This is a genomic window from Streptomyces vinaceus, from assembly GCF_008704935.1.
Classification (GTDB): Bacteria; Actinomycetota; Actinomycetes; order Streptomycetales; family Streptomycetaceae; genus Streptomyces; species Streptomyces vinaceus.
The window spans coordinates 854,655-875,552 of sequence record NZ_CP023692.1 but is presented as its reverse complement, the minus strand read 5'-3'; the positions used below and the strand labels follow the sequence as shown (position 1 = coordinate 875,552).

Sequence of the window (20,898 nt, the reverse complement as noted above, 5' to 3'; positions counted from 1 at the left end):
AGGGTCTGCGAAAGTGGTTCCGCTACACGGTACTTCGTTCCACTACGTGGAACAAAGGGGTGCGCGGCGCCGTGGAACAGAGGGAGAGGGAGGGGTCCTTTTGTCCTGTCACCCGTACGAGGCGATGGCCGCCCAGCGCCTGCTGCCGGTCCTGCGCGACGCCGACGCGGACCGAGCCGCCCGCCGGACCACCGCCCTGCTGGCCGCCGGCTGCCGCGTGGTCGAGCTGACCACCTCCACCCCCGGCTGGGCCGAGGCGGTCGCCCGAACCGCACCGCTCGCCGACGCGCACGGCCGGCCCGCCCTGATCGGCCTCGGCACCGTCACCACGGCGGACCAGGCCGAGACCGCCCTCGACGCGGGCGCGGCCTTCCTGATCTCCCCGTACCCGGCCCCCGAGGTGCGCGCCGTCGCCGGCCGGCGCGGGGCGGTCTTCGTCGAGGGCGGCTTTACCCCGGCCGAGATCGCTTCGGCCGTGCGGGCGGCGGGCGCCGCCAAGGTGTTCCCGGCGCACGTCGGCGGTCCGCGGTTCATCCGCTCCCTCAAGGCGGTCCTGCCCGAGGGACTGTTCATACCGACCGGTGGCATCCGGCCCGCCGAGATCCGGGAGTGGCTGGCCGCGGGGGCGACCGCCGTCGGCATCGGCAGCGGCCTGCCCGAGGATCCGGCCGAACTGGCCGCCGTCTTCGCCGATCTGGCCGGGCCCTGCTGCACCGGCTGCGCCGCGGCGGGGCGCTGAGGATGGCCCACGCGCTCCGTACCGCCCACGAGAGCGGCTACGACGTCCTCGTCCTCGGTGAGGTCCTCGTCGAGATCCACGCCGGCACCGCTCTGCGGGAGGCCGCCGACGGCACCCCGGCCCGCATCTCCTACTCCGGCGACGCCCTCAACGCGGCGGCCGCCGCGGCCGCCGCCGGGGCCCGCACCGCCCTGCTCACCGTCGTCGGCGACGACGAGCTCAGCGTCCCGCTGCTCCGCCGCGCGGCCGCGCTCGGCGTGGACGTCTCCCACGTACGCCGCGCCCCGCGCCCCAACGGTGCGTACCTGCTGGCCTCCGACACCGAGGGCGACCGGGAGTTCGTCTACTGGCGCACCCACAGCGCCGGTTCCACCCTCTCCACCCGGCACGTCGAGTCCTGGCGGGAGCTGCTGACCGGCACGAAGGCCCTCGTCACCAGCGGAATCACCGGCGCCCTGTCACCGAGCAGCCGCGAGGCGGTGGTGGCCGCCGCCGAGACCGTGCGGGGCGCCGGCGGGCACGTCTCCTACGACCCCAACTTCCGCCCCCGGCTGACCGGGCGGGCCGAGGCCCGCGAGCTGCTGGCCCGGATCGCCCCGCTGACCGGGCTGCTCAAAACCTCCTGCCCGGCCGACGCACAGGCCCTGGTCGCCACCGCCGATCCGCGGGCGGCCGCCGCCCGCTACCGCGCGCTGGGCGCCCGTACGGTCGTGGTCACGGCGGGGGCCGGCCGGCTGCTGCTCGACGACGGCACGCGGGCGGAGTACCACCGCGTACCGGTCAACCCCGATCCGGTGGACGCGACCGGCGCCGGGGACTGCTTCACCGGCACCACCACCGCCCGGCTCGCCCTCGGCGACCGCCTCGCCGACGCCGTCGCGTACGGCATGGCGGCGGCCTCGCTCTCGGTCTCCGGGCGCGGCGGCACGGGCCGCGTCCCGGCGTTCGCCGAGACGGCGGCCCTGGCCGCCGGTCTCTTCGCCGGCCTAGGCGGCTTCGAGTAGCGCGATCTCCTCCGGGGACAGCCGCAGCGCCCCGGTGGCGATGTTCTCGACGAGGTGACCGGGGTTTCCGGTACCCGGGATGGCCAGGACGTGCGGGCCGCGGTTCAGCGTCCACGCGAGCCGCACCTGCGCCGCCGTCACCCCGTGGGCCTCGGCCACGGCCCGCACCTGGACGGTCTCCTCCGCGACCGCTCCGGCCTCCTTGCCCGCGCCGGCGATGGCGAAGAACGGCACGAAGGCGATGCCCTGGCGGCCGCACGCGTCGAGGAAGGCGTGGTCCTCGGCCGGGGAGCCGATCCCGTACGGGTTCTGCACGCAGACGACGGGAGCGATGGCCAGGGCCTCGGCCAGGTGGTCGGGCCGTACGTTGGACACGCCGAGGTGGCGGATCAGCCCCGCCGTGCGCAGGTCGGCGAGCGCGCCGAAGTGCTCGGCGATCGACCCCGAGGTCTCCCGGCGCGGGACCCGCAGGTTGACCACGTCGAGGTGGTCCCGGCCGAGCTGACGCAGGTTCTCCTCGACCTGCCCGCGCAGCTGCCCGGGCGTGGCCCACCACCACTCGCCGGCGAAGTCCCGGCCCGGCCCCACCTTGGTGGTGATGACGAGGTCGTCGGCGTACGGGGCCAGCGCGGTGTTGATGAGCTCGTTGGCGGAGCGCGTGGGGGAGAAGTAGAAGGAGGCGGTGTCGATGTGGTTCACGCCGAGCTCGACGGCCCGCCGCAGCACGGAGACGACCCGCTCGCGGTCGGTGGGGGAGCCGTCGGCGAGGTGGGTCAGGCGCATGGCGCCGAAACCGATCCGGCGGACGGCGAGATCGCCGAGCCGCCAGGTGCCGGATGCTGCCGCGGTGATCGTTTCGGAGGTCATGGAGCGAGGGTAACCGCCCCGGCGACCCGTCCCGCGGCGAGCACCGGGCGGGGTGTACGTGGTGGGACGCCGCCGGGCCGGGTCGTCTTCCGCGGCCCGGCGGCGCCGGTCTCGTGCCCGGTCAGCGGCCGTGCAGGCCCCGGTCGACGGCCGTCATCAGCTCGCCGTCGGCGGTGTCGGCGTCCAGGGACCAGAACATCGCCCCGCCCAGGCCGTTCTCGCGGACGTACTCCGTCTTGGCCCGCAGCACCTGCGGGTCGTCGTACGTCCACAGGGTGCTGCCGTCGAACAGCCAGGCGTGGCCGCCCCGGCGGTCGCGGTAGACCTTGTACGCGCCCGAACCGGCCAGGTTCTTCAGCGCCTTGTAGTCCTCGTACCCGGCCGCCCAGGTCGCCGGCGCCGGGCCCGCCGCCGGCTGGCCCATACCGTCCCCGCCGCCGCTGACGCCGGTCCAGCCCTGTCCGTAGAACGGCATGCCCACGACCAGCTTGTGCGCCGGCGCCCCGCGGTGGCGCCACGCCTCCACCGTGCCGTCCACGCTGAAGTCGCCGCGGGCGCGGAGCGCGGACTGCTGGGCGGTGACCGGCTCGCCGGAGACGTGGAAGTCGTAGCCCTGGAGGTTCACGAAGTCGAGGTCGCGCATGATGCGCTGGACGTCGAAGCCCGCGTCGATCTTGGCAGGGGCGGTCGGGACGAACGCCGTCAGCTCGTACGCGTCCTTCCGCTTCTGGCTGCGCGCGTACGCGTCGAGCTGCGTGCGGAACTCCTTGACCAGCGCGGCGAAGTTCTGCTTGTCCTCGGGGCGGTACGTGGTGTCCGTGTCACCGGCCGAGCCCGGCCACTCCCAGTCGAGGTCGATCCCGTCGAAGAGCCCGGCCGCCGCGCCGGCGCCGCCGCGGGCGCCGTCCTGCGGCAGGTCGCCCTTGATGTAGAGGTCGATGCAGGACTGGACGAGGGCCTTGCGGGAGGCGGGGGTGAGGGCGGCGTCCGAGAAGTGCGTGGACCAGCTCCAGCCGCCCAGCGAGAGGAGGACCTTGAGTCCGGGGTGCTTGGCCTTGAGCTCGCGCAGCTGGTTGAAGTTCCCGGCGAGCGGCTGCTCGGCGCTGTCGGCCACCCCGTCGACGGAGTTCGCGGCGTCGAGCGGGCGGACGTAGTCGGCCCAGGCGTCGGCCTCGCCCGGCACGTTCCCGGTGAAGCACTTGCCCTCCGCGCTGATGTTGCCGAAAGCGTAGTTGACGTGCGTGAGCTTGCCGGCGGCCCCGCTCGTCTCAAGGTCCTGGACCTGGAAGTCCCGTCCGTAGACGCCCCATTGGGTGAAGTACCCGACCCGCTTGTACGAGCGGTCGTGTCCGCCGTCGCCCTGCGCGGCTGCGGCGGGAGCGAGGGCGGTGAGCAGGGAGAGGGAACAGGCGGCGACGGCCAGCCTGCCGGGCATGCTGCGGCGCATGGGCTTCCTTTGCGGAGGCGGGAGCGGTGCGGGGACGCGTGCGCGGTGCATGCCGGAAACTATTGGTCTGGACCAGCTGGGTCAAGGGGGCGTGCGCAACTCGCCCGGGCCCCGACGGTCAGGAGAGACTCCGGTGGCGCCCACCCCGGTCTCGCGGCCGGCCGTATGACCCACCGCCGCCATCCGGGCCGCCTGCCACGGAGGTCAACTGTCCACCGCCCGGTACCTCCTGTCCGATCGGGTGGACGTCGACCGGATCGGGTACGGGGCCGCGACCCCGCTCGACGCCGCCCTGACCAGCGAGAACGAGGACCTGATCGCATGGCGGCGAACCCCCCGAGCCCGTGCGCGGGCCGAACTCCCACCCGCTCGACCCACTAATCCATTTGGATCCCGACGGCGCTCCATGCCAGAGTTTCCCTCACCGAAGGGGTGTAGCTCAGCTGGTCAGAGCGCTGGTCTCCAAAACCAGATGCCGCAGGTTCGAATCCTGCCGCCCCTGCGAGCAGTACGCGGCGTCGGGCCCGTCCCCACCAGGGGGCGGGCCCGACGGCGTTGCGTGACGGTCTGGCAGACTGGGGCGAACCACCCCAGGCGGTGCAGGACAGGAAACCGGTGCGAATCCGGTGCGGTCCCGCCACTGTGACCGGGCCCCCGCGGGCACCGGGAGTCAGACACTGACGCATCGCCTCTTCACGTCGACCAGGGGACGAGGATCCCCCGGAGAGGCTTCGCCATGCCGCGTCCCCGCGCCGTTCTGCGCGCGCTCGTTCCCCTCGCGCTCCTGATACCCCTGGCCGCCTGCGGCGGCTCGCCCCCGGCGGGGGACCGGGCCGCCGAGGCGGCCCCCGCGCCGGGCTTCCCGTACACCGTCACCAACTGCGGTGTCAGCAGCACCTACCAGGCCCCGCCCGAGCGTGCCGTCACCATGAACCAGCACGCCACCGAGATGCTGCTGGCCCTGGGCCTGCAGGACCGGATGGCCGCGACGGCCTACCTCGACGACTCCGTCCTGCCGGCCTACCGGCCCGCCTACGACAAGATCAAGGTGCTGGCCGAGCAGTATCCCTCCAAGGAGGTCCTCCTCGGCGCCGACCCGGACTTCGTCTACGGCGGGTACGCGAGCGCCTTCGACAAGGCGCAGGGGCGCGACCGCGAAGGACTCGCCAAGGCCGGCATCAACTCCCGGCTCAGCGTGGAGTACTGCGGCACCGGCCCGGTCGGCCTCGAACAGCTGAAGACCGAGATCACCGAAGTCGCGCGCACCTTCGGCGTGCCCGAACGCGGGGCGCGCCTCATCGAGGACGAGCAGCGCCGCATCGACGCCGTCACCGCACGGGTCAAGGACAAGGCCAGGCCGACCGTCTTCGTCTACGACTCCGGCGAGGGGACCGCCTTCACCTCCGGAGGAGGCGGCATCGGCAACGAGATCGTCTCGCTGGCGGGCGGGACGAACACCTTCGCCGACCTCAAGGACACCTTCGGCGACGTGTCGTGGGAGAAGGTCATCGAGCGGCGGCCCGAGGTCGTCCTCATCTACGACTACGGCGGCACCACCGTCGAAGCCAAGAAGCAGCGCCTGTTGAACGACCCGGCGCTCGCGGAGGTTCCGGCCGTCAAGAACAAGCGGTTCGTGGTGCTGCCCCTGTCCTCCGCCGTCCTCGGCGTGCGCGTCGCCGACGCCGTGGAGTCCCTGGGCCGCCAGCTCCACCCCGACACCGCGTGAGCCGCCCCCGTACGGCCGCCGTGGTGGTGCTCCTCGTCGCGGCGCTCCTCGCGTCCGCCGTCGCGGGCCTGGCGCTGGGACCGGTACGGATCGCCCCCGGCCGGGTCCTCGACATCGTGCTCGGCGGACCGGGGCGGCGCGGCGGGGCGTTCGCCTCCATCGTCTGGGACGTGCGGATGCCCCGCGTGCTGCTCGGGGCGGTCGTCGGAGCCGGGCTCGCCGTCGCCGGGACCGTCCTGCAGGCCCTCGTACGCAACCCGCTCGCCGATCCGTTCCTGCTCGGGGCCTCCTCCGGGGCCTCGCTGGGAGCCGTCCTCGTCATCGTCCTCGGCGCGGGGGCGGCGGGAACGGCGGGAGCGCTCGGCGTGCTCGGTGCGATCGGCGCCCTGGGCGTACCGGCCGCCGCGTTCGCCGGATCGATGGGCGCGCTCGTCGCGGTCTACGCCATGGCCCGGCGCGGCGGCACCATGACCACCGGGCGGCTGATCCTCGCCGGGGTCGCCGTCCAGTACGTCCTGTCCGCGCTCACCAGTCTGGTGCTGGTGCTCGCCGCGCATCCCGACCAGATGCGGTCCGTCCTGTTCTGGACCCTGGGCGGCCTCGGCGGTGCCCGCTGGGACGAACTGCCCCTGCCCGCCGCCGCGCTGCTCGCCGGCACCGCCCTGCTGATCGCGCTCGCCCGGCCGCTCGACCTGCTCCTCGCGGGGGAGGAGGGCGCGCGGACCCTGGGCCTGGACACCGGACGCTTCCGCGCCGCGGTCTTCGTCCTCACCTCGCTCGTCATCGGCGTGCTCGTCGCCTGCAGCGGCGCCATCGGCTTCGTCGGGCTGATGGTCCCGCACGCCGCCCGGATGGTGGTCGGCGCCGGACACCGGGCGTTGCTGCCCGTGGCCGCGCTCGGCGGGGCCGTGTTCCTGACCCTGGCCGACCTGGTCGCCCGTACGGCCGCGGCGCCCGAGGAGATACCGGTCGGTGTGGTCACCGCGCTCGTCGGCGGACCGTTCTTCCTGTGGATGCTGCGGCGCTCCGCGCGCATCGAGGGGGTGGCCGGATGAGCGGTCACAGGCCCGTGGAACGCACCGTGGAGCCCGTGGAACTCACCGTGGAGGGCGTGCGCTACGAGACCGGAGGGCACACGCTGCTGCGCGGGGTCGACCTGGCCGCCCGGCCCGGCGAGACGGTCGGCGTGGTCGGCCCCAACGGCAGCGGCAAGACCACCCTGCTGCGGTGCGTCTACGGCACCTTGGTGCCCACGGCCGGCCGGGTGCTGCTGGACGGCGCCGACGCGGCCGCACTGGGCGCGAAGGAGCGGGCGCGGCGGGTGGCCGTGGTCCCGCAGGACGCGGCGGGCACCTTCGGACTGACCGTCCGCGAGGTGGTCGCCATGGGGCGCAGCCCGCACAAGCGGTTCTGGGAGCAGGACGGCCCGGACGACGTGCGCCGCGTCGCCGAGGCCCTGGAGACCGTGGGCGCGGGCGGCTTCGCGGACCGCCCGTACGACGGGCTCTCCGGCGGGGAGCGGCAGCGGGCCCTGGTGGCCCGCGCCCTGGTCCAGGATCCGGGCCTGCTCGCCCTCGACGAGCCCACGAACCACCTGGACATCCGCTACCAGCTGGAGGTCCTCGGCCTGGTCCGCTCCCTGGCCGCGACCGCGCTGCTCGTGCTGCACGACCTCAACCTGGCGGCCGCGTACTGCGACCGCCTGTACGTCCTGGCGGGCGGCCGGGTGGCGGCGTCGGGAACGCCTTCGCAGGTGCTGACCGAGGAGCTGCTGGCCGAGGTGTACGGGGTCCGCACCCGCATCGTCACCCATCCGGCGACCGGTGCCCCGAACATCGTCTACCTCCCGCCCGAGGGGCGTCGGGCGGGAGGCTGACGCATACGGCTCGGCGGGCCCGACCGGTCGGGCCCGCCGAGCCGGCCGACCGGCCTGGCCGGCTAGCCGGCGGCGGGCTCCTGGTAGCCGTACGGGCGGGTGATGATCTCCATCCCGTGGCCCGACGGGTCCAGGAAGTAGACGCCGCGGCCGCCGTCGTTGTGGTTGATCTCGCCGGGACGCTTCATGCGGGGATCGGCGAAGTACGGGATCCCGGCCGCCCGGATCTTCCCGAAGGACACGTCGAATTCCTCCTCGGAGACGAGGAACGCATAGTGCTGGACGGTGAGGGAGCCGGCCGGGACGGTCGCGAAGTCGAGGGTGACGCCGTTGGCGGTGCCGACGGGGACGAACGGTCCCCACTCGGTCCCGACCTCAAGGCCGAGGACGTCCGCCAGGAATGCGGCGGCCTCCCGGTTGTCCAGGGAGTGGATGATCGTGTGGTTCAGCTGTACTGACATGAGTGAATGCCTCCGCAAGGCACATCACGGGCACCTCCATGCCTCACCCGGTCGGTGACCGACACGCGATGCCGTGATCACGATCCTAGGCCGTCCGACTATCCTCCGTACACCGCCTTCACGTTGTCCTGCGCGGGGTGCGTGCGGCCCGCCGGGCCCGCCGCGAAGGCGCGCAGCAGGTTCTCGGTGACCCGGGTGGTCAGCGCGCCCGCCTTCGCGTCGAGGCCGTGGCGGGAGCCGCTGCGGCCGTCGCCGCTCGCGTCCAGGGCCTCCACCCACCGCATGGTTCCGGTCGCGAACACGCCCGCCCCGCTCGGGGTCGTGTAGTACGCCGTGTCCTGGTGGCTGGGCCGGCCCTCGCACACCACGGGGGAGTGGGCCAGTATCTCGATCGGCCGGGGCGTCGGGAACCCGGTGTCGACCTTGTCGTACTCCACCCCCACCAGGTGGGCGAAGCGGTCGCCGGCCTTCACGCCGGTGCCCTCGAACAGCCAGTGGTCCGGGTGGGTCACCACGTACGGGGCGTCCACCGGGTAGCCGTCGTAGATCACGCCGAGCAGCGAGCTCTCCGGATCGGCTCCCGGCGCCGAGCGGAAGTCCACGGTGGCCGGCTGGCCGCGCTTGAACCCGGGGTCCTGGTCGTAGGCGGACTTGTAGCAGACCACCGTACGGTCGGGCCCGAGATCGGAGGGCTCCAGCCGGATCCGGCGGAAGCAGCAGTTCGCGCCGAGGATCGCGATGTTCGTCCCGGCGTCGCGGGCGGCGGTGAAGTGGGCCCGCTGCTCGGGCGACCAGTACTCGTCGTGGCCGAGGGAGAGGACGGCCGCGGCCCCTTCCAGCAGCCGCTTCTCCCGTGCCACGTCGGTGGTGGTGGCGTAGGCCAAGGGGATGCCGAGCCGCTCGGCGAGGGCGAGCAGAGGGGCTTCGTACACGAGGAACAGGCCCGCGCCGTCGTCGTACTCGTAGGGCCGGTCGAACGTGACGGCGAGGGAGCGCGTGGCGTAGCCGCCGGTGGGGCCGTCGTAGCTGCCGTAGCCGCCCCACCGGTTGTACGCCTGCCAGGTCGCCACCGCGTTCACCACGACCGTACGGCCGGCGCCCGCCGCCGAGCGGACGGTGACCGGGACGAAACGCTGGCCCTCGCCTCCCTGCGCGTCGAGGCGCAGCAAGTAGCAGCCCTCGGGCCAGTCCTTGGTGTCGACGGTGGTCGTACGGGGCCACCGGGCGCGGACCATCCGGGTCGCGGAATCCACCGTGTGCTCCGGCTGGCGCACGCCGGGCAGCGCCTCGGACCGCCACACGAGACGGGCGCGGGCGCCGCCGTACCAGCCCATCCGGTAGGCGGAGACGGTGAACCGGGGCGCGGTGGTGGACACGTGCAGGCCGAAGGACTCGCCGGGCAGGACGCTGACCTTGTCGGCGAAGCCCTCGATGGCCCGCGCCGGGCCGGCCTTGGTCACGTGCCAATCGGCATGCCCCGGCTTGGCGTTCTCCGCCTTGACGTCGAAGCCGGCCGGTCCGCCCTGGCCCGCCGTCGCGCCGGGCGTCGGCCCCTTGCCCGCGGTCGTTCCCGCCGCCCCGTCGGGGGTGCCGCCCGCGCAGCCGGCCACGGCTCCGAGCCCGGCGGCGGTGGCCGCTCCCGTCGCGATCGCGAGGAACCGCCGCCTGCCCGCGCCTTCGCCGTCCCCGGGTATGTGCTCCTGATCCATGGAGGGCACGTTATGTCACGCTTGACGCCCTTCTCCCACCGGCCCGGCCGCCCGCGCGGGTCTCCCCTCACCCCAGCCGGACCACCACCTCCTGACCGGCTCCCGCCGCCGTCGTGAGGCTCCCGAACTGGAGGCGCAGCCGTGCTCCCGTGGCCTCCGAGACCAGGCTCGGCGGCCGGGACAGCACCGCGGCCACGGGCCGGTTCCACACCAGCGTCAGGGAGGTCAGGACCCGGGCCGGGTCCGCGACGCAGACCGCGGCCGTGCCGTCCGGTCTCTCCCGCACGGTCACCGAGCAGGGTGCTCCCGCCTCCAGCGGACCGGCCGATCCGGCCTGCCAGAAGTTGACCCCGGTGAAGCCCAGCGAAGGGACCGAGACTCCTTGCGCCGTCTCCGAGTTGGCCAGGACGGAGAGCCACCCCGTGGCGGCGGCTCTCGCGGCCGTCCGGGCCGCCGTTGCCCCCGGCATCATCTGGTGGACGTATGCGGCGCCGGCCGGGTCCGTGCCGTGGTCGTACCAGAGCGTCAGATACCGCCGGGTCAGGGCCGTGGCGGATCCGCCCCGGTTGATCTCGCTCCACCGGCCGGTCCGCGCCTCCCGCAGCACCTTGAACGAGCCCGAGCCCGCCATCACGTACCCCCCGAAGCCCGCCAGATGGGCCCAGCCGGGGGAGGGGAAGGCCGCCGACCAGCCCAGGGCGGCCGGCTGGAGTGCGCCGCCGACGGTCAGGGCATGGGTGCCGGCGGCGCCCAGATTGCGGTTGTCGACCACCGTCTCCACCGCGGTCCCGTCCGAGCAGCGGATCCCGGCCCCCAGGCAGACGATCGTGTCGTCGAGGAGGAACCAGGACTTGCGGGCCGTGAGCGTGCTGCCCAGCCCCCGCAGGTGCTGGCCCAGGGAGGCGAACTCCCCGTCGGTCGTCCCGCCCACCCAGGCCGCGTCCGGCCGGGACGCCCCCCAGTCACCGCCCGCCCCGTCGGCCAGCACCTTCCGCGACACCGTGGTCCCCGGCAGCCGGTAGGGGTCCACAGTGGGCCAGAAGGCGTCCGAGTACTGGCCGTTGCCGAACGAGTCCCCCCACCAGGAGAGCATCCCGCTCCCGGTGTGCCAGCCGCGCAGGTTCTCCCCGTTGCCCGTCTCGTAGTGGGCGATCCGCTTCGAGGCCATGGACAGCGAGGCCGCCCATCCGGGCCGCCGGTGCGTGGCCCGGTCCATGGAAGCGAACAGCCGGTGCCCGACCGGCTCGGGCAGCGCCGTGACCGACGGGTCGGACTCGACCTCGGCCAGCCGGGCGAGCGAGGACAGGGCCAGCGCCGTGTCGGCCAGGGGCCGGCTGTAGTAGTCCCGGGCCATCCAGCCCTTCACCAGGCCCCGCCAGCGCGTCCGCTCGGGGCCGCTCGCGCCCTCCGCGAGGAGCAGGATCGCTGCGAGCAGCGCATGCCCCCGCCCATGGTCGTCCTGCTGGACCTGCCGCGGATCGGCGACCATCAGCCCCCGGCTCACCGCACGCCCCGACACGGCGTCCATGACCAGCCCGTTGAACAGGAACGGCGCCCAGGCCCGCTCCACCGCGTCGAACACGATCTGCGCCCCGGGGTCCGTGACCTGCCAGGCGGTGCCCTTCAGCAGGGCGAACAGCATCCCCAGCCCGCCGAGCAGCACCGCCCCGTACGTCCCCGTGTACGGCACCCAGGTGTGCTGGACGAACGACCCGTCCCGGTAGAGCCCGTCGCCCGCGGTGACGTAGGGGAACACCGGTGTGAGCGCGTCCCTGGCCAGGGCGATCTTCGCCGAGTCCCCGCCGACCACTCCGCGCAGCGCCAGCACCCGGCACAGGTCCACCCGGTTCGCCCCCGTACTGGTCCCCGTGTACGAGCCGACGACCGAATCCGGGACGAAATGGTCGACGGCCGCGCAGAAATCTGCCGGCCGGGAGGCCGGCAGCTCCTCGTACAGCAGCACGCACAGGTCCAGCAGGGCCTGCGGGGCGCCGATCTGCCAGCAGTACCAGTTCCCGTACCGCACCTGCCCGGCGTGGTAGACGTCCGCGTGCAGATGGTCCAGCCCGGTCAGGAGGGCCGAAAGCAGCCCGGCGTCCCCGGTGAGCCCGGTCCCCGGCCGGACGTAGGCCTCGGCCATCGTCCGCAACCGGTAGTAGCTCTGCATCATCATCTCGGGGTCGCCGCCGTACCCCAGGTCGGGCCAGAGCGAGCCCGCCGCCGGAGCCATGGTGGAGCGCCATCCGCCGGACAGGGCGCCGAGATCGGCGAGCCGCGAGCGGAACGGCTCGGCCGCGGCCGGGATGTCACCGCCCAGGCAGAGGCCGCGCCACACCGCCCGCAGGGCGTCGTGGACCTCCTCGTGCGGCGCGGCCCCCGCCCGCGCGGCGGGCGCTCCCAGGAGGAGCGCACCCCCGCCCGCGGCGGAGAGGAAGGCGCGCCGACTCCAAACGTCCGTCATCGCATGCTCCTTGTCCGATCCCGTACCGGCCCCCGCCGGCCTGTCCTCGCCCCGCCCGCAGTGCCTCAGGCCACGTGCTCCCGGTAGCGGTCGATCACCTCCCGCAGCACCTCGCCGCCGTCTCGCGCCCACAGCCCCGGATCGAAGATCTCCACCTCCACCGGGCCCCGGTAGCCCGCCGAGTCGGCCAGCTCCCGGAACGCCCGGAGATCGATGCAGCCGTCGCCCAACTGCCCCCGCCCCAGCAGCACCCCGGCGGGCAGCGGGGTCACCCAGTCGGCCACCTGGACCGACACGATCCGCCCGCCCGCACCCGCCCGGCGCAGGTCGGCCGGCAGCCGCTCGTCCCACCACAGGTGGTAGGAGTCCGCGACCACCCCCACCTGCCGCGCCGGGAACTGCTCCGCGATGTCCAGGGCCTGGCCCAGCGTGGAGACCACGCAGCGGTCCGAGGCGAACATCGGGTGCAGGGGCTCGATCCCCAGCCGTATCCCGTGCGCGGCCGCCCACGGCACGAGCTCACCCAGGACGTCGACGATCCGCCGCCGCGCCCCCACCAGGTCCCGGTCGCCGGCGGGCAGGCCCCCCGAGACCAGGACCAGCGCCTCGGCACCCAGCTCGGCGGCCTCCGCCACGGCCCGGCGGTTGTCTTCGAGGGCCGTCGCCCGCCCCGCCGGATCGGCGGCGGTGAAGAACCCGCCGCGACACAGCGAGCTGACCCGCAATCCGGCCCCGGCCACCAGCTTCGCCGTCTCGCGCAGCCCGAACTCCCGCACCGGATCCCGCCACAGTCCGACCGCGCCCACTCCGGCCGCGAGGCACCCGTCGACCAGCTCGGGCATCGACCACTGCCGTACGGTCTCCTGGTTGAGGCTGAACCGAGCCGGGGCCGCGCCGGGGTTCACGACGCCGCCCGGGCTCATGACGCCACCCCGTACACCGCGAGGAGCCGGCGCATCCGATCCTCGGCGAGCTCCGGATCGGGGAACAGGCCCAGCAGGTCGGCCTGTTCGTACGCGGAGGCCAGATGGGGCAGCGGCCGGGCCGACTGGAGCCCGCCCAGCATCGTGAAGTGCTCCTGGTACCCCGCCAGCCAGGCCAGCAGCACCACCCCCGTCTTGTAGTAGCGGGTCGGCGGGGCGAACAGGTGCCGCGCCAGCGCCACCGTCGGATCCAGCAACTCCCGGAATCCGGACGGGTCGTCCCGGTCCAGGGCGAGCCCCGCCCGGGCGGCCAGCGGGGCGAGCGGATCGAAGACGCCCAGCAGCGCATCGCTTCCCGGCTCCCCCGCCCCCTCCCCGGCGATCAGCTCCGGGTAGTGGTGGTCGTCGCCCGTGTAGCACCGCACGCCCGGCGGGAGTCTGCGCCGGATGTCCTTCTCGCGCTCGGCGTCCAGCAGCGAGACCTTGATCCCGTCGACCTTCTCCGGACAGTCGGCGATCACCTTCAAGAACACCTCGGTCGCCGCGTCGAGATCGGTGTTCCCCCAGTAACCGGCGAGCTCCGGGTCGAACACGGGGCCGAGCCAGTGCAGGACGACCGGCCCGGCGCTCTGCCGCAACAGCCTCCCGTACACCTCCAGATAGTCCTCCGGGCCACGCGCCGCGGCCGCCAGGGCGCGCGAGGCCATCAGAACCGCCCCCGCCCCGCAGTCCTCGACGTGCGCGAGCTGTTCCTCGTACGCGGCGGTGATCTCGGGCAGCGCGTGGCCGCCGCCCGGGGCGAGCTGGTCGGTGCCCGCGCCACAGACGATCCGCCCGCCAACGGCCCGGGCCTCGGCGGCCGAGCGGCGGATCAGCTCCGCCGCGGCCGGCCAGTCCAGCCCCATGCCGCGCTGCGCCGTGTCCATGGCCTCCGCCACCCCCAGGCCCTGGGCCCACAGCCGGTGCCGGAAGGCCAGCGTCGCCTCCCAGTCCACCGCCGGACCGGCCGGGCCTGCGGCGCAGGCGGCGAGCGGATCGGCGACCACGTGCGCGGCCGCATAGAACCGGCGGCTGCGCGCCGGACCGCAGACCAGGGGCGCGAGCGGATCGGTGCACGGCCGGTGCAGACGGTATCCGCCGTCCTGCGCCGGAAGCCGGATGCTCACAGGACCACCTCCGGCACCGGCAGCCGCCGGCCCTCCGCCGAGGACCGAAGACCGAGCTCGGCGAGCTGCACCCCGCGCGCACCGGCCAGCAGGTCCCACTGCCAGGGCTCGTCGAGCACGACATGGCGCAGGAACAGCTCCCACTGGGCCTTGAACCCGTTGTCGAACGGGCCGTTGTCCGGGACCTCCTGCCACTGGGCGCGGAACGCCTCCGTCTGCGGCAGATCGGGATTCCACACCGGCTTCGGGGTCGCCCCGCGGTGCTGGATGCGGCAGCCGCGCAACCCGGCGACCGCCGACCCCTGCGTCCCGTCCACCTGGAACTCCACCAGTTCGTCCCGGTGGACCCGGACCGCCCAGGAGGAGTTGATCTGCGCGATCGCGCCGCCGTCGAGCTCGAAGACCCCGTAGGCGGCGTCGTCCGCCGTCGCCTCGTACGGTTTGCCCTCCTCGTCCCAGCGGCGGCCGATGTGCGTACGGGCCAGCGCCTGGACCGTGCGGACCCGGCCGAAGAGCTCGTGGAGCAGGTACTCCCAGTGCGGGAACATGTCGGCGACGATGCCCCCGCCGTCCTGCGCCCGGTAGTTCCAGGACGGCCGCTGGGCCGGCTGCCAGTCACCCTCGAACACCCAGTACCCGAACTCTCCGCGTACGGAGAGGATCTCGCCGAAGAAGCCGCCTTCGATCAGCCGTCTCAGCTTCAGCAGCCCCGGCAGGAACAGCTTGTCCTGGACCACCCCGTGCTTGACCCCGGCCTGCGCCGCCAGGCGGGCCAGCTCCAGCGCGGAAGCCAGGCTCAGAGCCGTCGGTTTCTCGCAGTAGACGTGCTTGCCCGCCGCCACGGCCTGCCGGACCGCCGCCTCGCGGGCCCCGGTGACCTGCGCGTCGAAGTAGATCTCGACCTCGGGGTCGGCCAGCACGGCCGCCAGGTCCGTGCTGACGTGCTCCAGCCCGTGTTCTTCCGCGATGGCCCGCAGGGCCGGCTCCCGGCGCCCGACCAGCACCGGCTCGGGCCACAGCACCCGGCCGTCGCCCAGGTCGAGCCCGCCCTGCTCGCGCAGGGCGAGCAGCGAGCGGACCAGGTGCTGGCGGTATCCCATGCGCCCGGTCACGCCGTTCATCGCGATCTTGATCGTCCTGCGCTCCACGGTGTCCCCTCCTTCGTGCCCGTCGTCGGATGACAGTGAAAGCAGGATAGAAAGCGCTTTCACTCTCATCAGGCTAGGGCGGGGAACAGCTGCCGCGCAACACTCGTTCGAGTGACAGAAAGCGCTTTCTTCCTCTGCGAGAATGGAGATCCCTACCCGGATGAGACGATGACCCGGAACGAGCAGGAGGGGTGAAAGATGGCGGTGACTCTCGCCGAGGTCGCGGCGCACGCGGGGGTGTCGCCCGCGACGGTCTCGCGCGTGCTCAACGGCGGATACCCGGTGGCCGGCGGCACCAGGACCCGCGTGGAACAGGCCGTCGAAGAGCTCGGCTACGTGGCCAACGGACCCGCCCGCGCCCTCGCGGCCGCCACCTCCGACCTGGTCGGCGTCCTCGTCCACGACGTCGCGGACAGCTTCTTCGGCATCCTCGCCGGATCCCTGCAGAGCGCCCTCGCCCCGACAGGATCCGGCGAGTCCCGCCGCCTCGCCGTGGTCTGCAACACCGAGGGCGCTCCCGAGGCCGAACTCGCCTACCTCACCCTGCTGGAGGGCCAGCGCGCCGGCGGGGTCGTCCTGACCGGCGGCGCGGTGGAGGAGCCCGGACACACCGCCGCCCTCACCGCCCGCGTCACCCGGATGGCGGCCGCCGGCGCCCCCGTCGTCCTGTGCGGACGGCCTCCGCTGCCCGTTCCCCCCGCACTGCCCGTCGCCACCGTGATGTTCGACGACCGCGGCGGCGCCTTCCGCCTCGCCGAGCACCTGCTGTCCCTGGGCCACCGGCACATCGCGTACATCGCCGGCCCGCCAGGGCTGAGCACCACGCGGGAGCGGCTCGGCGGCCACCGTGAGGCGCTGGGGCGGCACGATCCCGCCCTGCCCGAAGCCTGCGCGCCGCTCACCGTGCACGCCGGGTTCGAGCGCGCCGCCGGCTACGACGCCGCCCGCGAGCTGCTGCGCCGCGGAGCCCCCTTCACCGCCGTCGCCGCGGCCAACGACACCGTCGCCACCGGAGTGGCCGCGGCCCTGCGCGAGGCCGGACTGCGCATCCCCGGGGACGTCTCCGTCGCCGGCTTCGACGACCTGCCCGTCTGCGTGGACACCGCCCCCGCGCTCACCACCGTCCGTGTGCCGCTGCGCGAAGCCGGCGTACTCGCCGCCCAGCTGGTCACCGGCCGCAGACCGCTGCCCCCCGGCGGCATCACCACCCTGCCCACCGAACTCATGGTGCGCGGCTCCACCGCGCCGCCCCCGTCCGGGGGGAGCCGTCCGTGAGGTACGCCTTCTCCACCCTCGGCCTGCCCGGGGCGCCGCTCGACCTCAGCGCCGCCCTCGCCGCCGCCCACGGCTACGAGGGCCTCGAACTGCGGGCCCACCCCGAGGAGCCCCTGCACCCCGGCAGCCCGACGGCGGACCGGGCGGCGGGCCTGCGCACCCTGACCGCCGCCAACGTCGCGGTCCTCGGTGTCGCGGGCTACGCCCGGGTCGCCGCCCCCGGCGAGGACGAGCCGGTCCTCGCGGAACTGCACGCCCTGGTCCGGCTCGCCGCGGATCTGGAAGCCCCCTACGTCCGGGTGTTCCCGGGCGGAGCCGAGCAGCCGGAGCCCGCCGCCGACGCCCACGCCGTCCGCCGCCTCGCCGCCGCGGCGCCGTTCGCCGAGCGGCACGGGGTGCGGATCCTGCTGGAGACGCACGATTCGCACCGGACCGGAGCCGCCGCCGCGCGCGTGCTGGACCGGGTCGGGCAGCATGGCGCCGGCGCGCTGTGGGACGTACTGCACACCTGGCTCGCAGGCGAGTCCCCGGCCGAGTCCCGGCGGGCGCTGGACCGGCACCTGGGCTACGTACAGGTGAAGGACGTGGCGTCGGCGCGGCAGCTCACGCCCCTCGGCCTCGGCGTCGGGGTGCTGCCGCTCGCCGAAGCCGTGGCCGCCGCACCACGGGAGGGCTGGCTCTGCTGGGAGTACGAGAAACGCTGGTACCCCGGCGCCGCCGCGTTGCCGGGGCTGCTCGCGCGGGGCCGGGAGTACCTGGAGGAACTGGTGGCGAGGGGAGCGGAAACGGGGGCTCAGGCCGAGTAGGCGAGCCGGCCCCGGTCGACGGCGTAGCGGAAGTCCAGCCCCAGCGCGTACCGCTCCAGCTCCTCGACGGCCGTCGCCGCCAGCCGGTCCAGCTCACCGCCCAGCGAACCCGCCACATGTGGGGTGAGCAGCACGTTCGGCAGGTTGTACAGAGGGGATCCGGCGGGCAGCACCTCGGGCTCGGTGTGGTCGAGCACGGCGTGCAGCCGGCCCGCGACCAGTTCCTCGGTCAGCGCCGCGGTGTCGACGAGCGACCCCCGCGCCGTGTTGACGAGCGTGGCTCCGTCCGGCATCAGCGCCAGCCGGGACGCGTCCAGCAGGTGGTGGGTCTGCGGCAGCGCGGGAGCGTGCAGGCTCACCACGTCGCTGCGGCGCAGCAGTTCGTCGAGCGCGCAGGTCTCGCCGCCCAGCGCGGCGAGCTCGCCGGGGTCGGCGTACGGATCGTGGACGAGGACCCGCAGGTCGAACGGGCGCAGCAGCTCCATGACGCGCCGGCCGATGAGCGAGGCACCGACGATGCCGACGGTGCGGCGGTAGTTGCCGACGGCCGGGTACCGGCGCAGCAGGTCGATCGGGCCGCGCGCCGCCCGGTAGGCGTGGGCGGACTCCAGGACCCGCTTGTTGGCGAAGAGGATCGCGGCGAGCGTGTACTCGGCGACCGGTACGGCATTGGCGGCGGCCGCGCTGGAGACCAGCAGCCCGCGTTCCCAGCAGGCCTCCGTGACATGGTGTTTGACGCTGCCGGCGGCGTGCACCACGGCGCGCAGCCGCGGCATCCGCTCCAGCGCCGGGGCATCGAGCGGCGGGCAGCCCCAGCCGGTCAGCAGCACCTCGGCGTCCGCGAGGCGGCGGCCGAGCTCGGGCTCTTCGTGCTCGAAGCCGGTCAGCAGCAGATCGGTGTCCACGTCGGCCACCCGGACCAGCTCGGGCAGCATGCGGCCGCTGAGGACGGCGGCCCGGGTGCCGGGGCTCATGGCGAGCACGGTGGCGGGCCGGCGGCGGGGGCCGGCCCCGGAGGGGACGAGGCGGTGGGTCACTTGACGGCTCCTGCGGTGAGACCCGAACGCCAGAACCGCTGCAGGCCGAGGAAGGCCAGGACGAGCGGGACGACGGCGACGAGTGAACCGGTGATCACCAGGGGGTAGAGCTCGGGCTGCTGGTAGACGCTGCGGTTCCACATGAACAGGCCCAGACTGACGGGGTAGAGCCGCTCGTCGTTCAGCATGGTCAGCGCGCCGTAGAAGTTGTTCCAGATCGCCGTGAAGGTGAACAGGAAGATGGTCACAAACCCCGGCCACAGCATCGGGAACGACACGTGCGCGAAGAGCCGCAGTTCACCCGCGCCGTCCACGCGGGCGGCGGCCAGCACCTCGTCGGGCAGGTAGCCCTCGGCGAACACCCGGGCGAGGTAGACGCCGAAGGGGTTGACCAGGGCGGGCACCAGGTAGGCCCCGTACGTGTTCACGGCGCCGGCGGCCGAGGCCATCAGGTACAGCGGCAGCTGGAGCACGGTGGCGGGGACGAGGATGCCGGCGAGGACGACGCCGAAGAGCTTCTCCTTGTGCCGGAACTCGTAGGCGTGGAAGGCGTAACCGCAGGCCACGCTGGTGAGGGCGGAGAGGGTGGAGCCGACGACGGTGTAGAGGAGGCTGTTGGCGAGCCAGCGGCCGAAGATGCCGTCGTCGTACGTGAAGACCTCGCCGAGGTTGGCGAGCAGGCTGAAGTCGCCCGGGGCGTAGGGGCCGGTGGCGAAGAGGTCCCGGCGGTTCTTGGTGGCCGCCAGCACCAGCCAGGCGAGGGGCATCAGGGTGTAGGCGGTCACCAGGAGGAGGGCGGCGTTGACGGCGGTACGGGAGAGCAGGGCGCCGCCGCGTGGTGTGCGGGCCGGGGTCGCGGGGGCGGTCCGGCGCGGGGTCGCGGGGGAGGGGGCCGGGCCCGGGCCCGTGGCTGCGGTCGCTGCCTCGGCGGCGGCGGGTGAGGCGGTCATGCGGACCTCCAGCGGTTGCCGAGCTTGGTGACGACGTACGAGGCGGCGCCGGCGACCAGGGCGAGGAGCAGCGCGCTCGCGGCCGCCAGCCCGTAGTCGTGGCCCTTGAACGCGGCGCTGAAGACGTACATGGTCGGGGACCAGGACTCGCCCATCTCGGTGGCCCGGAGCTGGAGCAACTGCGGGGCGTCGAAGAGCTGCACGGCGCCGACGCAGGTGAACAGCACGGTCAGGACGAGCGTGGGCCGGATGCTCGGGACCTTGACCTGGAAGGCGGTGCGCACCGCTCCGGCGCCGTCCATGGTGGCGGCCTCAAGGGTTTCGCGGGGGATGGCCTGGAGCCCGGCGAAGAAGATGATCATGTTGTAGCCCATCCACTGCCAGGCCGAGATGTTGACCACGGAGAGCAGGGCCTCGTCGCGGCCGAAGAAGTTCCAGGAGATCCCGGCCGAGTCGAGGACGTCGAGGACGGGGCTGAGACCGGGTGTGTAGAGGTAGAGCCAGACCATGGCCGCGATCAGGCCGGGGACGGCGTGCGGCAGGTAGAAGGCGATCTGGAAGAAGCGTCGGGCGCGGGCGAGCGCGGAGTCCAGGAGCAGGGCGAGCACCAGGGCGCCGCCGACCATGACGGGGATGTAGAGCAGGCAGTAGACGGCGACGTGGCGGAACGAGGCGAGGAAGAGGGGATCGGACAGGGCCTTGGTGTAGTTCCCGATTCCGCTGAAGACCTGCCGGGCTCCGCCGAATCCGAGGCCGGACCGCTCCTCGCGGAAGAGGCTGAGCCAGGCGGCGTACCCGATGGGGGCGACGGTCACGAGCGCGAAGAGGAGGAAGAAGGGGGCCATGAAGCCGGCGGCCGCAGCCCCGGTCCCGCCCGTGGCCCGGCGACCCGGCCGAGCCGCCGGGCCGGGCGGACCGGTTCCGGCGCCTCGGGCGTCGCGGCCGCCACCGGGTGCCAGGGCCGGTCCGGTCGGCTGCGGCGCCCGTGCGGGCCGCCCGGTGGCGGGTGGCTGCGCCGGGTGGGATGCGCGTGCCTTCGGGGTTGCTCGCCCGGGCGGGCCGACGGTTCGGCCGGGGCGGGGCGACTGCGCCGCGCCGGCCGGCGTGGGTGGGTCCGCAGCGGGTGGCTGCGCCGGGCGGGAGGGGCCGGCCGGCCGGGGTGCTTGCGCGGGTCGGCCGACGCCGGTACCTGCGGGGGCTCGGGAGACGCCGGCCGGCTGCGCCGAGGGGGCGGCCGAGGGGGCCGAAGCCGCTGGTGCGGGCGCGGGGGAGCCGTGGGCTCGTGCCCCGGTACCACCGGCCG

The 20,898-nt window shown here is 74.1% G+C and carries 18 protein-coding genes, 1 tRNA gene and 1 riboswitch; of the genes, 8 read left to right on the top strand and 11 right to left on the bottom strand.

All coding sequences use genetic code 11. The annotated features are described in order from the left end of the window. The first annotated feature begins 100 nt into the window (after window positions 1-100). Together CP980_RS03885 and CP980_RS03880 are read left to right on the top strand one after the other, a co-directional pair. Window positions 101-739 carry a bifunctional 4-hydroxy-2-oxoglutarate aldolase/2-dehydro-3-deoxy-phosphogluconate aldolase gene (locus CP980_RS03885; RefSeq protein ID WP_229906865.1) on the top strand — a complete coding sequence of 213 codons (639 nt, stop codon included), beginning with the start codon at window positions 101-103 and terminating at the stop codon, window positions 737-739. Window positions 740-741: 2 nt separating this feature from the next. After that, window positions 742-1,743 (top strand): PfkB family carbohydrate kinase, encoded by a 1,002-nt coding sequence (locus CP980_RS03880; RefSeq protein WP_150492632.1) that lies wholly within the window; start codon window positions 742-744, stop codon window positions 1,741-1,743. On the opposite strand, the gene CP980_RS03875 is transcribed toward CP980_RS03880, so the two are convergent. Next, a complete protein-coding gene (locus CP980_RS03875; RefSeq protein WP_132754018.1) occupies window positions 1,726-2,610 on the bottom strand; it encodes an aldo/keto reductase in 885 nt (294 codons plus the stop codon). The genes CP980_RS03880 and CP980_RS03875 overlap by 18 nt on opposite strands. A gap of 121 nt (window positions 2,611-2,731) precedes the next feature. After that, window positions 2,732-4,057, bottom strand: coding sequence for a glycoside hydrolase family 18 protein (locus CP980_RS03870; RefSeq protein WP_150492631.1), 1,326 nt, complete (start codon window positions 4,055-4,057; stop codon window positions 2,732-2,734). Between the two features lie 428 nt (window positions 4,058-4,485). Here CP980_RS03870 and CP980_RS03865 point away from each other — a divergent pair. The 4 genes from CP980_RS03865 to CP980_RS03850 all read left to right on the top strand — a co-directional run bounded on the left by CP980_RS03865 (window position 4,486) and on the right by CP980_RS03850 (window position 7,659). Beyond that, a tRNA-Trp gene (locus tag CP980_RS03865) sits at window positions 4,486-4,559 on the top strand. Window positions 4,560-4,662: 103 nt separating this feature from the next. After that, window positions 4,663-4,737, top strand: a riboswitch (cobalamin riboswitch). A gap of 56 nt (window positions 4,738-4,793) precedes the next feature. Then, a complete protein-coding gene (locus tag CP980_RS03860; protein ID WP_150492630.1) occupies window positions 4,794-5,783 on the top strand; it encodes an ABC transporter substrate-binding protein in 990 nt (329 codons plus the stop codon). Then, a complete protein-coding gene (locus CP980_RS03855; protein WP_132754012.1) occupies window positions 5,780-6,838 on the top strand; it encodes a FecCD family ABC transporter permease in 1,059 nt (352 codons plus the stop codon). The genes CP980_RS03860 and CP980_RS03855 overlap by 4 nt, the downstream gene beginning before the upstream one ends. Further along, entirely contained in the window at window positions 6,835-7,659 is an 825-nt protein-coding gene (locus tag CP980_RS03850; protein ID WP_150492629.1) for an ABC transporter ATP-binding protein, read from the top strand. The genes CP980_RS03855 and CP980_RS03850 overlap by 4 nt, the downstream gene beginning before the upstream one ends. Window positions 7,660-7,721: 62 nt before the next feature. On the opposite strand, the gene CP980_RS03845 is transcribed toward CP980_RS03850, so the two are convergent. The 6 genes from CP980_RS03845 to CP980_RS03820 all read right to left on the bottom strand — a co-directional run bounded on the left by CP980_RS03845 (window position 7,722) and on the right by CP980_RS03820 (window position 15,500). Beyond that, window positions 7,722-8,120 (bottom strand): VOC family protein, encoded by a 399-nt coding sequence (locus tag CP980_RS03845; RefSeq protein WP_132754008.1) that lies wholly within the window; start codon window positions 8,118-8,120, stop codon window positions 7,722-7,724. Window positions 8,121-8,218: 98 nt separating this feature from the next. After that, a complete protein-coding gene (locus CP980_RS03840) occupies window positions 8,219-9,829 on the bottom strand; it encodes a N,N-dimethylformamidase beta subunit family domain-containing protein (protein WP_132754006.1) in 1,611 nt (536 codons plus the stop codon). A 67-nt stretch (window positions 9,830-9,896) separates the two neighbouring features. After that, window positions 9,897-12,290: a polysaccharide lyase 8 family protein gene (locus CP980_RS03835; protein WP_150492628.1), complete on the bottom strand. Its 2,394-nt coding sequence runs from the start codon at window positions 12,288-12,290 to the stop codon at window positions 9,897-9,899. Window positions 12,291-12,355: 65 nt separating this feature from the next. Beyond that, the gene (locus CP980_RS03830; protein WP_150492627.1) at window positions 12,356-13,213 is read right to left on the bottom strand and encodes a sugar phosphate isomerase/epimerase family protein; all 858 of its coding nucleotides are present in this window, start codon (window positions 13,211-13,213) and stop codon (window positions 12,356-12,358) included. Continuing rightward, the gene (locus CP980_RS03825) at window positions 13,210-14,379 is read right to left on the bottom strand and encodes a dihydrodipicolinate synthase family protein (RefSeq protein ID WP_132754000.1); all 1,170 of its coding nucleotides are present in this window, start codon (window positions 14,377-14,379) and stop codon (window positions 13,210-13,212) included. Before CP980_RS03825 ends, CP980_RS03830 begins: the two co-directional genes overlap by 4 nt. Next, complete coding sequence (locus CP980_RS03820; RefSeq protein WP_373312814.1) at window positions 14,376-15,500, bottom strand: Gfo/Idh/MocA family protein; 1,125 nt, start codon at window positions 15,498-15,500, stop codon at window positions 14,376-14,378. The genes CP980_RS03825 and CP980_RS03820 overlap by 4 nt, the downstream gene beginning before the upstream one ends. A 225-nt stretch (window positions 15,501-15,725) precedes the next feature. On the opposite strand from CP980_RS03820, the gene CP980_RS03815 reads away from it, so the two are divergent. Beyond that, window positions 15,726-16,802 (top strand): LacI family DNA-binding transcriptional regulator, encoded by a 1,077-nt coding sequence (locus CP980_RS03815; protein ID WP_150492626.1) that lies wholly within the window; start codon window positions 15,726-15,728, stop codon window positions 16,800-16,802. Beyond that, the gene (locus CP980_RS03810; protein WP_150492625.1) at window positions 16,799-17,608 is read left to right on the top strand and encodes a sugar phosphate isomerase/epimerase family protein; all 810 of its coding nucleotides are present in this window, start codon (window positions 16,799-16,801) and stop codon (window positions 17,606-17,608) included. The genes CP980_RS03815 and CP980_RS03810 overlap by 4 nt, the downstream gene beginning before the upstream one ends. Here CP980_RS03810 and CP980_RS03805 read toward each other — a convergent pair. From CP980_RS03805 to CP980_RS03795, 3 genes are read right to left on the bottom strand one after another with little or no spacing between them, the layout of a single operon-like run. Continuing rightward, a complete protein-coding gene (locus CP980_RS03805; RefSeq protein ID WP_373312786.1) occupies window positions 17,596-18,645 on the bottom strand; it encodes a hydroxyacid dehydrogenase in 1,050 nt (349 codons plus the stop codon). The two genes, CP980_RS03810 and CP980_RS03805, sit on opposite strands and share 13 nt — an antisense overlap. After that, window positions 18,642-19,595, bottom strand: a complete 954-nt coding sequence (locus tag CP980_RS03800; RefSeq protein ID WP_150492624.1) for a carbohydrate ABC transporter permease — start codon at window positions 19,593-19,595, stop codon at window positions 18,642-18,644. The genes CP980_RS03805 and CP980_RS03800 overlap by 4 nt, the downstream gene beginning before the upstream one ends. Further along, complete coding sequence (locus CP980_RS03795; protein ID WP_150492623.1) at window positions 19,592-20,440, bottom strand: carbohydrate ABC transporter permease; 849 nt, start codon at window positions 20,438-20,440, stop codon at window positions 19,592-19,594. Before CP980_RS03795 ends, CP980_RS03800 begins: the two co-directional genes overlap by 4 nt. Between the last annotated feature and the right edge of the window lie 458 nt (window positions 20,441-20,898).